This is a genomic window from Sorangium sp. So ce128 (assembly GCF_051525245.1).
GTDB classification, from domain to species: Bacteria; Myxococcota_A; Polyangia; order Polyangiales; family Polyangiaceae; genus Sorangium; species Sorangium cellulosum_B.
Window position 1 is genome coordinate 5204315 of record NZ_CP150313.1, and the last position, 14884, is coordinate 5219198.

Below are 14884 nucleotides of genomic sequence, written 5' to 3' on the forward strand. Positions count from 1 at the left end.
GCCACGGGAGAGCGTGAGTCGCTCGCGCTCGATGGCCGATCTCGGGTCGGCCCATCGTCGCCGCTCTCCCGCGCGAGCTCCGCCAGCGCCGCCTCGGGCTCACCACCCCGGCGGCCAGCGGACGGCGGGGACGTGACGGCAGCGCTCGAACGGCTGCAATGGCAGAGGCTGGGCCCGCGCCGGCGGGGGCGACCCATGTGAGGTGAGGTCGTCGCCGCCAGCGCGGGTCGCGGACGCAGGGGGGACGGCGCCACGCGACCGTGCCCCCGCGGCTCGCGCGGGATGGTGGATGGCCGGCGATGATGGTGAGGTGAGACGCGTTGCGCCGCGGGAGCGCGACGCGGCCCGCGAAATTGCGCGGAATTACACCTGAGTCCAGCGAGTCCGCGCCGGCGGCATGCGCCGCCTTCACGGGCGTTGCTACGCCGCGAGCGATCCCTTAGAGTGGCGCTAACGCTGTGATCGGCACGATCATCGACGGCAAATATCAGATTCGCAAGCTCCTCGGCGAGGGCGCCATGGGCTCGGTCTACGAGGCCGAGCACACGGGGACCGGCCGGCGCTGCGCCGTGAAGGTGATCAGCTCGGCGGATCTCACCCGCGACCCGAAGGTCGTGAGCCGCTTCCAGCGCGAGGCGCGCGCGGCAGGCGCGATCGACACACAGCACATCACCCAGGTGCTCGACGCCGGCGTCGATCGCGGCTCGAACCTGCCGTTCCTCGCGATGGAATTCCTCGCGGGCGAGGACGTCCACGAGCTCATCAAGCGCGTCGGCCCGCTCGCGCCCGACCTCGCGCTGCGCATCGTCGCGCAGTCGTGCATCGGGCTCCAGAAGGCGCACGAGGCGAGCGTCGTCCACCGCGACATCAAGCCGCACAACCTGTTCCTCGCGCGCCGCGACGCCGGCGAGATCCTCGTCAAGCTGCTCGATTTCGGGATCGCCAAGGTGAAGATGGACCGGGCGAACGAGACCGAGAGCGCCGATCTGACGCGCACCGGGAACCTGATCGGCTCGCCGCTCTACATGTCGCCCGAGCAGGCGCGCGGCCAGAAGGAGATCGACCACCGCACCGACATCTGGTCGCTCGGCGCCGTGCTCTACCAGCTGCTGACCGGGCGGACGCCGTACCATCACATCACCGCGCTCGGTGAGCTGATCATCGCGATCTGCTCGGATCCTCCGCCGCAGGTGCAGGATTTCGCCCCGTGGGTGGCGCCCGAGATCGCGGCGATCGTGCACCGATGCCTCCTGCAAGCCCCCGGGCAGCGCTACCAGAGCGCGCAGGAGATGTTCGGCGCCATCCGACCGCTCCTTCCGTACGGCTGGGGCATCCACGAGGGCATGCTCGTGCCGCTGCCGGAGGCCGTGCACCGGCAGTCCGCGCCGCGGCTCGCGATGAACGCGCCGCCCGCGAACCAGGGCGGCGCGTACGCCGCGGCCTCGCCGGCGAACCAGAGCGGCGGGTACCCCGCGATCTCGCCGGCGAACCAGAGCGGCGCGTACGCCGCGACCGCGCAGGCGAACCAGAGCGGCGGGTATCCCGCGGTCCCGCAGGAGCACCGCGGAGGCTACTCGTCGTTCGCGCCGCCCCCGCTCCAGAGCGGGCCGGCGGCGGCGATCATTCCGGCCACCCACCACGCTGGCGCTGCGACGACGGGGGCGCTCACGCAGTCGCACCGCGGCACGCAGCCCGGCGTGCCGCGGGTGCCGGTGGTGGCCGGCGCCGCGCTCGCCGCCGCGGTCATCGCGGCCGGCGTGTACTTCATCAGCCGGCCGTCGCCGGAGCCGGTCGTGCAGCCGGAGGCGAAGGCGACCGTCGAGACGCTCCCGCCTGCGGCGGCCACGCCGACGTCGACCGGCCCGGCCCCGACGCCGCCGCCGGCCGCGACGCCGGAGGTGGTCGCGGCGGTCGAGCCGCAGCCGAAGCGCGTCCAGGTCGTCATCCTGCCCGCCGACGCCTCGGTCGAGGTCGAGGGCAAGCGCGTGACGACACGCAACGGGATCCTCGATATCACCGGGCCGCCCGGGAGCGTGCACAGGGTGCGCGTCTTCAAGAAGGGGGGAGGCGAGGCGATGGCCGACGTCGTGGTGACCGACACCGGCGCGTTGCCGCCGAAGGTCGAGCTCACGCCGACGTCGGGGAAGGGCGGTCCTGCGACGTCGGCGAAGAGCGCCTCGACCGCGCCGCCGGCGCCTCCGCCTGCGCCCACGACCCCCAAGGGGATCATCGACAACACCGACGAGTTCGGAAAGTAGCAGCGGAACGACAGGCTGAGTACGGTGCTCGATCGAATGGATCTGCGTACGCGGCGCGGCGGCTCTCGTCCTCTCTCTCTCTCTCGGCGTCCCCGCGCAGCGCCGCGGCTGCGCGCGCTCTCGGCCGCGGTCGCGGTCGCGGTCGCCGCCGGACCGGCGCTCGCGCAGCCGGCGCCGCCGGCCACGGACGCCGCCACGCCGGTCAAGGAGGGCGCAGCGCCCGCCGCGGAAGCCGGCGCGCCGGCCAGGGAAGGCGCAGCGCCGGCCACCGGGGCTGCGGTGCCGGCCGAGGAGGCGCCCGTCTCCGAGACGGACCGGCAGGTGGCGCGGCTCCACTTCGAGAAGGGGCTCACGCTGCTGCGCGAGGAGGCGTGGGGCCCAGCGCTCGCGGAGTTCCTCCTCTCGCGCAAGCTCTTCCCGACGCGCGTGGCCACGAACAACGCCGCGATCGCGCTGCGCAAGCTCCAGCGCTACGACGAGGCGCTCGAGATGTTCGAGACCTTCCTCCGCGATTTCACGATGTCGGCCGCCGAGCGCGCGGCCGCGCAGCGGGAGATCGCCGAGCTGCGGGCGCTCGTGGGGACGCTCGACATCACGAACGCGGAGCCCGGGGCGTCCATCGTGGTGAGCGGCGAGGAGCGCGGGCAGTACCCGCCCGTCAAGCCGATCCGCGTGGCGGCGGGCGCGCACGTCATCCGCGTCTTCAAGGAAGGCTACGAGCCGGTGGAGACGCGCGTCGACGTCGCCGGGGGGCAGACCGCCACGGTGAACGCGAAGCTCCGCAGGCTGACCCGCTCCGGCCGGCTGCGCGTGGTGGAGCGCGCCGGCAAGACGGTCGACGTGCTCGTCGACAACGTCGTCGTGGGGCAGACCCCGTGGATCGGCGCGCTGTCGGTCGGCGATCACATGGTGGCGCTGCGCGGCGCGGGGAAGCTCGGGACGCAGCCGACGGCGGCGCCCGTGAAGCCGCAGGAGCTCACGACGCTGTCGCTGCTCGCCGAGGATCTCGACGCGTCGCTGCGGATCGACCCCACGCCGCCCGGCGCGAGCGTGTGGATCAACTCGGTCAACGTGGGCAACGGCGTCTGGCTCGGCCGGCTCAAGGCCGGCACGCACCGGGTCGAGGTGAAGGCCGACGGGTTCGTCACCGGGACGCGCACGGTGACGCTGCAGAAGGGCCAGCGCCAGAGCCTCGACATGGGGCTCGAGCGCGACGAGGACGCCGATATCTGGCGCAAGCCGCCGAAGATCACGCTCGACGTGAGCGCGTCGTTCCTGCTGGCGCCGACGCTGGGCGGCGAGATCGCGGACGGCTGCGACTCGGGTTGCTCCAGCTCGCTCGGCCTCGGCGGGCTCGGCATGGTCCACGGGGGTTACGAGCTCGGCTCGGGGATCGGCGTCGGGATCGAGCTCGGCGGCCTGTTCGCGGCGCAGCAGCTCGACGAGCGCTCGGCGACGCTCAGGCCGGTCGGCTACCGGGATCCGCTCGACGGCACGGCGAGCGACACGCTCCGCCTGGGCGGCTTCCTTGCCGGCGCGACGTTCGGATACCACTTCGGCGAGCGCTTCCCGGCGCTGCTCCGGCTGGGCGCGGGGGTGCTCGTCGGCGAGGTCCGCGATGAGCGGACCGGCAGGTTCAGGACGACCGGCGGGGAGTGGTTCAACACGTTCCCGGTGGTCGACTTCGCCTCGGCGACCTACTTCTACGCGGATCCTGAGGTGCGGCTCGGCCTGCGGCTCGGAGAGCGGTGGGAGGTGTCCGGCAGCCTGAAGCTGCTGCTGCTGATCGGCCTCAGCAAGCCGAAGTGGGACAGGACGATCGAGCTGTCGGCCTCGACGGACGGGATCGGCACCTACGAGCCAGAGTCGCTCATGGGTGATTTCGTCTTGATGTTCTCGCCTGGGGCGAGCCTGCGTTACCAGTTCTGACGAGACCCGCGCTGACGCGTCGGTCCACGGTGCGCGGCCGCGACGCGCCGTTGCATGCGTCTTGATCGTCTACAGCGGTTTCCGCCCCCCTCTGCGCCATCCAGAGCCGCAGCAGAGCGGCGGTCTCCCGCACAGGAGACGGGCCCAGATCGGCGTTTTCGGCGCGCAAGCGCACTCCGGTGCGCTGAGCACCGAAAACGCCGAGGTGGGCCCGTATCCGAAGCGGGTGACCGCCGCTCTAGCGCCGCCGGCGGCGAAGCCCGGCCAGCGCCGCGGCGACGCCGACGAGGACGGAGAGGCCTGCGGTATTTCGCTCGGCGGGGGCGCCGACGACGCCGCAGGAGCAGGACGGGACCTCCAACGGATCGATCTGCGGGACGCACTGGTTCGCGAGGTTGCACACCATGCCATCGACGCAGTCGGCCACCGAGCTGCACGGTGAGGCGCAGGCGCTGCCGCCCGGCGGGCAGCTGTACGGGGTGCAGTCCGTGTCGACGCCCGGGGATCGGAGCGTGTGCTCGCCGTCGCAGCGCGGTCCGATCTCCTCGAGGTCGGCGCAGACGCCGTCGAGGCAGACGAAGTCCTGGATGCAGTCGTCGTCGGAGGCGCAGGAGGTCTTGCAGGCGGTCTCGTCCGCGCACTTGAAACCGCCGCAGCGCTCGACCACCGGCTCGTTCTCGCGGCCGTCTCCTGCGCAGAAGAAGCGCGTGAGCGTCGCGGGACCCACGATGCAGCCCTCGTCCGGGCAGGAGCACGTGAAGGTCTTCGCGACCGCCCCTTCCACAGGGAACATGCACTTGGCGTCGGTGGCGCCGCCGCAGTAACCGGCACACGCGCCCTCACCGGGGCAGGCCTCACGCAGGAAGGTGCCGCCCTCGTTGGGGTGCGGCGACTCGTGGTCGACAGGCGTCCCGACGTTCGTGCACCTGCCGACGTTGTTCACCACGTCGCATGCCTGACACTGGCCATCGCACCGGAAATCGCAGCAGAAACCGTCGACGCAGTGGCCCGAGACGCACTGGCGATCACGCGTGCACTCGGCGCCGTTGGCGAGTCGATCGAGACACAGACCCGACCCGGGCGGCGCACCACCCGATCCGACGGACGCTCCGCCTGCGCCACCTGCACCTCCGCTGCCTCCAGCGGCTGCGCCGCCGGCACCCGCGCCACCCGATCCAGCGGACGCGCCGCCGGCACCCGCGCCACCCGATCCAGCGGACGCGCCGCCTACACCGCCGGCACCCGCGCCACCCGATCCAGCGGCTGCGCCGCCGGCACCCGCGCCACCCGATCCGGCGGACGCACCGCCCGCGCCACCCGATCCAGCGGCTGCGCCGCCGGCACCCGCGCCACCTGCTCCAGCGGACGCGCCGCCTGCGCCGCCTGCACCCGCGCCGGTGGACGCGCCGCCCGCGCCGCCACCACCCGTTCCGGACGATGCACCGCCGGCGCCGCCGGCCTCACCGCAGGCGTCCGGATCGCCGACGCCGACGTCGCACCAGCCGCTCTCGTCGCAACCGCAGTCGTCCAGGCAATAGAGGATGCACCTGTTGTTGCTGCCGCAGCGGCCGGGCTTGCAGTCCTTCGTGGATTCATGAGCCAGCGCGCGCCCCTGGCCATCGCAGCGGTTGTGCACTTCGATCTGGTTGACGCAAACGACGGGGAGCTCCGTGTCGAGCTTCGCAGGACCACAGGCGCCATCGCTGCCCGTCCCCTTGCCCGACGCCGTGCACGAGAAGCACTCCTGGTCGCACGCCTCGTTGCAGCAGACGTTCTCCGTATCGGAGCAATGCCCTGATGCACACTCCTGATCGTGCGCACACGCCTCGCCGTTCGCCTTGATGAGCAGCTGCGCGCTGGCGAGCGGCTGCGCGCTCGTGGCCCCGATGCCGCCCGCGACGAGCACCGCCCGGCCTGCGACGCGGTCGGTGCCGGCGTTGACGACGACGGCGGCGTGCTCCCGACGAGCCTCCTGTGCGAGCGAGCCGGCCGGCAGGCTGAGGGCGCTGAACTTCCTGGTCAGCGGATCGTAGATGGCGGCGCTCGAGAGCGAGGTCGTGCCGTCGAACCCGCCGGCGATGAGGACGTCGCCGGTGGGCAGCAGGCTCGCCGTGTGGTTGGCGCGCGCGTTCGCCATGGAGATCGGCGTCGGCTGGAGCTCGAAGCCCCGCTTCGTCGGATCGGCCACGCCGTCGTGGTAGATGTCGATGGTGCGGACGTAGGCGCCACTGGAGACCCGGGTGGTGCCTCCGACGAGGATCACCTCGCCTGAATCGAGCGTCGTCGCCGCCTGACCGCCCAGCGCCTCCGCACGGTCGATGAGCGTCGCCGTGTGGAAGCCGCGGAGGGCGCTCATCTGCGCCGTCATCGGGGTCGCTGACGGCGAGAGGACGGCGATCGGCCGGAAGACGCCCTCGTCCTCGTGGAAGATCTCGGCCGAGGTGAGCGCCGCGCCCGAGAGGACGAAGCCGCCTGCGACGAGCACATTCCCCGTCTTCAGGCGGACCGCCGTGTGGGCGTGGCGCGAGGTCGCCATGCTGCCCACGGAGGCGAGCGTGCTCGTGACGGGCGCGCCGCCGTTCGGTCCGAAGGCGCTGAAGGTGTAGAGGGAAGCGGTGCTCGTGGGCTGGTTGAGCGGATCCGCGAGGCCGCCTGCGACCAGGACCTCGCCTGGATCGAGGAGGGTGGCCGAGTGATTGAACCGGCCCAGAGAGGCCCCCGCGTCCCTGACGAACTGGCCGGTGGCCGGGTTGTAGACCTCGACGGCAGCGACCGGCGTGCCGCTGGTGCGCTGGCTGCTGCCGCCCACGACGACGACCGCCGGCGGCGGAGGCGCAGGATCCGACGGCGCCGCCGGGGCGAGCTTCGTGACCGCCGTGGCGGTGTGGGCGCCGCGCGCGACGTCCATCGCGTCGGTGCTCGCGAACGTGCGGTCGAGCGGGAAGTACAGCTCCGCCGTCGCGAGAGCGCCCCCGGACGCGTCGAACCCGCCCGCGAAGAGCACGGGGCTCGCAGGGTTCGCCGGGTCGATCACGGTGGCCGTGTGACGGGCGCGCGGCGTGATCATCTGGTTTGTCGTGGCGATCCACTGCGGGTCGACGAGCGCCGGGTACCGAACGCCGGCGGGCTGCCATCCGACGATCACCGTGCACGCCGGCGCGCCCGGCGGGGTGATCGGCCGGCCCCACGGGGCGCGAGGGCTCGTGTCGACGGAGCAGCCCTCGACGGAGAGCGAGGCCGGAACGCGCGCGCCGGTCGCGTCGACGAGGTAGGGGGGCGCGACGCGCAGGCGGGGCGAGCCACCGGCGTCGAGGAACTCGAGCGTGCGCTCCACGAGGCGGAGGCCCGAGACGGCGGTGACGTCGACCCGGTAGCGGAGCTCCTTGCGCGCCGGCTCCTGCTCGAAGACGACGAAGTCCTCGGTGCCGTTCGGGAGGACGCGGTGCAGGACGTCGCGGGCGCCGCCGCCTTCGGCGCGCAGCGCGCCTGCGTAGAGGACGAGGCCGCTGTCGACCGCCGCAGGCACGTCCGCGGCGTCGACGAGGGAGAAGGCGATCGAGACGCGAGACGCGCCGTCGGCGAGGCGCACCGGACCGGCGGCGCGCGCCGGGAGCTCGACGGACGCCGCGGCGGCCTCCGGGGCTGCCACGCGCAGGGCGCCGGCCGGAGTCGCCGCGACGATCTTGACGGGGCTGGAGGCGATGGCGTCGGCGAAGCGCGCGCGGATCGCGGCGATGCGGGCGCGCGCTCCGGGCGGCGCCGCCTGAGGCGACCCGGGGCCGGACGGAGGCGAGCGGCGCGAGGCGCCCTCGTCGGAGCAGCCAAGGACCTGGGGGAGAATGGCGCACGCAGAGAGCAGCGCAGCCGTTCGCAGCCTGAAGCCGAGTCGCAGCACGCGGTGGTTTCGCAAGGGTCGTTCCGTGGTCGGCGCGGCGCGCGCGACGTGAGAGGGCGGATCTGGCCCATCCTAACAGAAGGCGGCCCGCCGCCGAACAGTGAGGCGGCGCGTCGAGAGCGGCGGGGGGCTCCTCCGACGTGGCCTCCGGCACGGGGACGCGGCGGCCGGCGATCGCCGCTCGATCGAGCGCGCGGCCGAGGAAAACCTCCCCAGGAGGAGGGCGAAACTGGGTAGGCTTACGGGGGCGCTGTCGCGTACGGCGCGATCTGTCTGGAGGAGCCGCGATGACCTTCCCCGCCTTGCCTTGGATGTCCCGCCACCTCGCGTACGCCGGCGCCGCGCGACGCGGGATCGTGCCGCTGCTCGCGGGCCTGCTCGCGCTCGTGGCGCTCGCGCCGCGGCCGGCGAGCGCGGCGCCGTGGGACACGGACAACGACGAGGTCGCGAACGGCGTCGACAACTGCCCCGGGGTCAGCAACCCGAGCCAGTACAATGGCGATGGCGACGCTCAGGGCGACGCTTGCGACAATGACGATGACAACGACGGCACCTCGGACGACGCCGATCTCGACGACGATGGCGATGGGATAGCGGACACCGCCGACGAGTGTCCGACGATTCCCACGCCCATGGCAGCGGATCCGGACTTCGACGACGACCGCGATGGCGTGCCGGATGTCTGCGACAACTGCGACACGTCCAGCAACGAGGACCAGCTCGACAGCGATAGCGACGGGCGGGGGAACATCTGCGAGACCGACAACGACGCGGATGGCGACACCGACTTCAACGACAACTGTCTCAACGTCTCGAACGCCAGCCAGGCCAATGCCGATAGCGACAACTACGGCGACGCCTGCGACAACTGCCCCACTGCACACAACAACGATCAGCGGGACAGGGACAACGATGGCGTCGGAGACGACTGCGACAACTGCGCAAACGCCCCGAACACCGATCAGCACAACCCTGACGGCGACCTCTTCGGCGACGTCTGCGACAACTGTCCTGACATGGCCAACAACAACCAGGCGGACACCGACGGCGATACGATCGGCAACGCCTGCGACAACTGCCAGAACCGCGCGAACGAGAACCAGGCGGACGGCGATGACGACGGGGTCGGCGACACGTGCGACAACTGCCCTGGCACGCCCAACGGCCTCCAGGAGGACACGGATGGCGATGGGGTCGGCGACGCGTGCGACAACTGCCTGAGCCGCGCGAACGAGAACCAGGCGAACGGGGACAGCGACGCGTTCGGCAACGTCTGCGACAACTGCCCTGCCACGTCGAACCCGAGCCAGTCGGACAGCGACCTCGATGGGGTCGGCGATGCGTGCGACAACTGCATGGACCGCGCGAACGACCAGCAGAACGAGGACGGCGACGCCTTCGGAAACGCGTGCGACCTCTGCCCGTACGTCGCGACCCTGACCCAGGTCGACACCGACGGCGACGGCTTCGGCGACGATTGCGACAACTGCCCGCGCCTCATCACCGCGAACCAGGCCGACGGCGACAATGACAACGTCGGCAATGCTTGCGACAACTGCCCCGAGGTCGCCAACACGACCCAGGTCGACAGCGACGGCGACGGCTTCGGCAACGCCTGCGACAACTGCGCCAGCATCGCCAACGCCGGCCAGCTCGACGATGACCACGATGGAGTCGGCAACGTCTGCGACAATTGCCCTGCGACGCCGAACAGGCCCAGCGGGACGAGCGAGCAGGACGACAGCGATGGGGACCAGATAGGCGACGCATGCGACAACTGCCCGACCACGGCGAACGCGAACCAGACGAACACCGACGCTGCCACCGGCGACACGCGGGGCGACGCGTGCGATGACGACGACGACGCCGACGGCGTGCTCGACACCAGCGACAACTGCCCGACCGAGCCGAACACGAGCCAGCGCAACACGGACCGGAACCTGCCCGGCGGCGACACGCTGGGCGACGCGTGCGACAACGACGACGACGCCGACGGCGTGCCCGACGCCACCGACAACTGTCCGCTCCAGCGCAACGTGGATCAGACGAACACGGACGAGGACCTGACCGACGGCGACGGGTTCGGCGACGCCTGCGATGACGACGACGACGCCGACGGCGTGCCCGACGTGAACGACAACTGCATCACGACGCCGAACAGCGCCCAGGCCAACACGGATCTGAACCTTGCGAGCGGCGATGCGCTGGGCGACGCGTGCGACAACGACGACGACGCCGACGGCGTGCTCGACGCCGCCGACAACTGCCAGTTCGCGCCGAACAGCACGCAGATCAACACCGACCAGAGCCTCGCGGGCGGTGACGCGCAGGGCGACGCGTGCGACAACGACGACGACGCGGACGGGGTGCCGGACGGCGGCGACAACTGCCGCACCACGCCGAACCCGGGGCAGGAGAACAACCCGAAGAACGGGCCCGAAGACGCGCTCGGTGACGAGTGCGACGACGACGACGACAACGACCGCGTCCTCGACGCAGATGACAACTGCGGATACGACATCAACACCAACCAGCTCGATACCGACGGCGATAGCGACGGGGACGTCTGCGACGACGACGACGACAACGACCTCCTCACGGATGCAGAGGAGGCGGCGCTCCGGACCGACCCGACGAGCGTCGACTCCGACGGCGACACCATCGGCGACTTCGAGGAGGTGTTGAACCGCGACAATCCTGCCGATCCGACCAACAACACCGACGATGACGCGTTCATCGACGCCGTGGACCCCGACAGCGACGGCGACGAGGTGCTCGATTCCGAAGAGGCCGGGGATGCTCTGCTGAACACGCCGGCGACCGACACAGACGGCGATGGGACCCCGGATTACCGGGACACCGACGCGGACGAAGATGGCGTGCTCGACGGCGACGACAACTGCCGCCTCATGGCGAACCCGCCGCCCGCGCCGGGCGAGCCACAGGTCGACACCGATGGCGACGGCAAGGGTGACGTGTGCGACGGCGACTCGGACAACGACGGCACGCTCGACGTCGACGACAACTGCCCGAGCCTGGCGAACGCCGGCCAGCAAGACGCCGACGGCGACGGGACCGGCGACGCGTGCGATCCAGACGGCGATCCGGACGCCGACGGGGTGACGAACGAGGACGACAACTGCGATTTCGCGGCGAACCCGCCGCCTGCGCCGGGCGAGCCGCAGGCCGACATCGACGGCGACGGCCTCGGCGATCCCTGCGATGATGACGCCGACGGCGACTCGATCCCTGACGCGGACGACAATTGCCCGCAGATCGTGAATGCCGATCAGGCAGACGCCGACGACGACCGCCACGGCGACGTCTGCGACAACTGCCCGAGCCTGGCGAACGCCGGGCAGGAAGACGCGAACGGGGATGATCTCGGCGATGCCTGCGATCCCGACGGCGACGGGGTGGTGACCGACACCGACAACTGCCCGAGCGTGGCGAACCCCGAACAGACCGACACCGACGAGGACGGCCAGGGTGACGCCTGCGAGCCGCCGGATCCGACCGGCAGCGGCGGCGGCGGAGGGGCCGGCGGAGCGGGCGGCGCTGGCGGCATGGGCGGCGCCGGCGGTGAGGCCGCCACGGCGACTGCGACCAGCGGCGGCGCGCCGTCGCCAGATTTCCAAGGCGGCTGCGACTGCCGCATGGGACGTGCGCCGATGCCCCGGGAGGCGTGGGGGATGCTGCTGATCCTCGCCGCCGTGCTCCGGCGGCGAGGCCGGCTGCAACCGCGACGGGCAGCATGATTCCACGCCGCGGAAACTGGGCTCTGGCGATCACCTGAGAACTACGCCCGGCGAGCGCGACGGCTCCTCGTCGACGCGGCCGTCCGATATCGTCAATCTTGGATAGCGAGCTGCAGATTCGTGTGATACGGGCTCAGCCGCCAGGCAGGCGAGTGAGGCGTATGAAAGTACGCCGCAGCGAGCCGAACGACGCGGATGAGCCCGCGGCGCACGAAGATGCGCCCCGCCATAACGGAGCTTCAAGGAGGACCCTCATGCAGGCATCTCGGTGGATCGCGGTGTGGATGGCGATGGGCGCACTCGTCATCGCCGGTACGGGCGCGGGATGCGGAGGTGACGACGCCACGGGGGACGCGACGACGTCGAGCTCGACGGCGACCACCACCACGGGTGAGGGCAGCACGAGCGGCGCAGGAACGGGCGGCGCTGGCGGCGAGGGAGCGGGCGGCTCAGGCGGTGCCGGCGGGACGGGAACAGGCGGTGCCGGCGGGACGGGAACAGGCGGCGCTGGCGGGACGGGAACGGGCGGCGCTGGCGGGACGGGAACGGGCGGCGCGGGAGCGGGCGGCTCCGGCGGCGCTGGCGGCACGTCGGGCGGGAGCTTCAATTTCACCCTCCGCGGCACCGGTTACGTTCCCGCCTACACCGCTGGTGACATGGTCTACGTGGCCGTCGTCGCTGCCGGCGACGCCGCGCCGGCCCTGAGCGCGTCGGACGCGATCGAGGCCGACGGCACGTTCAGCGTGACGGGGCAGATACCCGGCGACAAAGCGTACAAGATGCACTGGTACGTGGACCTTTCGCAGAATGGGACTTGCGACGCGGCTCCCACCGATCACGTCTGGACACAGGACATCCCCACCGTCACGGCGGATATCACGCGCAGCGTCGTTCCCAACAGCGCCTTCGGCGACTGTCCGTGACGCGCCGCGCTCGGCCATTCCATAGCCGTTGATCGTCCCTGGCGCGGCGCGCCCTCCGCGCACCGTCGTCCTGTGGCCAGAATCGTGGCCACGTCGAATCGCGGCGCGAGCGGGTGGCAGACCGTCTCCTGGACCTCGCCCAGGATCGCCGCGGCCAGGGAAAAAATGCGGATGTTGCCCCCCGCCACGCGCCCCCGCTATCGTGCCCGGCCGATGAGGCATTCCTCCGTCGCAGCGGTCGCGTCCACGGCCGTCCTCATGACGCTCGCCGGCGCCTCGCGCGGTCAATCCACCGGCGGGTTCTCCCTCGACCGGTTCGAGCCGGCACCCGCTGGAGACGCCTTCTTCGGCGTGCCCTCTCCGGCCGCTCCCGGCCACCTCGCGCCGCGCGCCTACGTGATGCTCGACTATGCCCACCGCCCCATCCACACCAGCGGTGAGACCCCGGTCGACCTCGTCTCCTCGCAGACGTTCCTCCGCCTCGACGCCTCGCTCGCGCTCTGGGATCGCCTGCTTCTCTCGATCGACGCACCCCTCGCCGTCGCGCAAGGGGGCGACGACCCGGGCATCCCCGGCGTCGAGTTCACCGAGCTGACGGCGCCCGAGCTCGGCGACCTGCGCTTCGGCGCGCGCGTCCGCCTGCTCGGGAAAGACGCAGGCCCGCTCCAGCTCGGGATCGGCGGCTACCTGTTCGCGCCCACCGGCTCGCCGGCGCAGTACACCGGCGACGCGGAGGTCCGCGGCGCCGTCCACGCGAGCCTCGGCGGGCGCGTCGGTTCGGCGGGCTCGTCGCTCGGGTTCCTGTGGAGCGCGAGCGGCGGCGTCGAGCTCGGGGGCGGCCCCAACCGGCCGCAGCTGTTCACGTTCGGCGGCGCCGCCGGACTCCTGATCGCCGACGATCTCCTCCAGCTCGGCGCCGAGGCGTACGGCGGCGCGCCGCTCGGCGACGAGCTCCTGCTCTCGAGCACGCCGGTGCAGCGCGACGAGGCGGGCGTCAACGCCGAGCTGCTCTTCGGCGCCAAGCTGCGCGTCCTCGACGGCCTCACGTTCGGCGCCGCGGTCGGCCCGGGCCTGACGAACGCCATCGGCACACCGCCGGTCCGCGCGGTCGGCATGGTCGGCTGGACGCCGCTCCCGAAGCCGGCCCCGGATCGCGCCCAGGCCGCCGCCGTCGCGGGCGACAAGGACGACGACGGCATCAACGACGACATCGACGCCTGCCCCGACGTGAAGGGCGATCCTTCGCCCGATCGCGCGAAGGACGGATGTCCTCCGGCGGATCGCGACGGGGACGCGGTGCTCGACATCGACGACGCGTGCCCGAACACCCCGGGCGCCCGCAGCGCCGACGCCACGGAGAACGGCTGCCCCGAGGACTCGGACGACGACGGCTTCCACGACGGCATCGACGCCTGCCCCAGCGTGCGCGGCGGGGCGAGCGACGACCCGAAGAAGGTCGGCTGCCCTGGCGACGCGGACGGCGACGGCATCGCCGACGCGTCGGACGCCTGCCCGAAGGTCAAGGGGCCGGCGAACCGTGACCCGAAGCAGAACGGCTGCCCGGACGATCCGGATGGAGACGGCGTGCGCGGCGCCGCGGACGCCTGCCCGAACGAGCGGGGGCCCTCCGATCCTGATCCACGACAGAACGGCTGCCCCAGGTTCGTTCGCGTCAACGCCGACGAGATCAAGACGTCCAAGCCGGTGCAGTTCGTCGTCTACGGCAAGTCGCGCGCCGAGACGGTCGATCCCATCTCCGACGAGATCCTGTACGAGGTGCGCGACGCCATCCAGCAGAACCCGGACATCGAGCTCGTCGAGGTGCAAGGCCACACCGACGACAACGGGACCGAGGAGTACAACCTACGCCTGTCGCAGCAGCGCGCGGACGCGGTCCTCTCGTGGCTCGTGGCCGCCGGGGTTCCGAGGGAGAAGCTCGTCGCCAAGGGCTACGGCTTCGAGCAGCCGGTCGGGGACAACCGCGTCAAGACAGGGCGCCAGAAGAACCGCCGCGTGCAGTTCGTGATCGTCAAGCGCAAGGGAAAGCCCTAGCGAGCAAGCGCCGGCGTCGTGGCGCAACACGCTCGACCACGAGCGACATAACGCCCAAGACACCACAAA

6 protein-coding genes are annotated in these 14884 nt (G+C 71.8%); 5 read left to right on the top strand and 1 reads right to left on the bottom strand.

Annotated features, from left to right (window positions below; all coding sequences use genetic code 11):
- Nucleotides 1–458: 458 nt before the first annotated feature.
- The gene (locus WME82_RS19805; protein ID WP_437872986.1) at nucleotides 459–2258 is read left to right on the top strand and encodes a serine/threonine protein kinase; all 1800 of its coding nucleotides are present in this window, start codon (nucleotides 459–461) and stop codon (nucleotides 2256–2258) included.
- 36 nt (nucleotides 2259–2294) lie between these two features.
- Entirely contained in the window at nucleotides 2295–4187 is a 1893-nt protein-coding gene (locus tag WME82_RS19810; RefSeq protein WP_437916800.1) for a PEGA domain-containing protein, read from the top strand.
- A 238-nt stretch (nucleotides 4188–4425) separates the two neighbouring features.
- Here the strand turns inward: WME82_RS19810 and WME82_RS19815 are convergent, their stop codons facing one another.
- A complete protein-coding gene (locus tag WME82_RS19815) occupies nucleotides 4426–8097 on the bottom strand; it encodes a Kelch repeat-containing protein (protein ID WP_438044114.1) in 3672 nt (1223 codons plus the stop codon).
- A gap of 272 nt (nucleotides 8098–8369) precedes the next feature.
- Between WME82_RS19815 and WME82_RS19820 the strand changes: the two genes are divergently transcribed.
- The 3 genes from WME82_RS19820 (at nucleotide 8370) to WME82_RS19830 (ending at nucleotide 14815) form a co-directional block, all read left to right on the top strand.
- Nucleotides 8370–11840, top strand: coding sequence for a thrombospondin type 3 repeat-containing protein (locus tag WME82_RS19820; RefSeq protein ID WP_438044115.1), 3471 nt, complete (start codon nucleotides 8370–8372; stop codon nucleotides 11838–11840).
- Between the two features lie 254 nt (nucleotides 11841–12094).
- Entirely contained in the window at nucleotides 12095–12763 is a 669-nt protein-coding gene (locus WME82_RS19825; RefSeq protein ID WP_438044116.1) for a hypothetical protein, read from the top strand.
- A 213-nt stretch (nucleotides 12764–12976) separates the two neighbouring features.
- Nucleotides 12977–14815, top strand: coding sequence for an OmpA family protein (locus WME82_RS19830; RefSeq protein WP_438044117.1), 1839 nt, complete (start codon nucleotides 12977–12979; stop codon nucleotides 14813–14815).
- Nucleotides 14816–14884 lie beyond the last annotated feature (69 nt).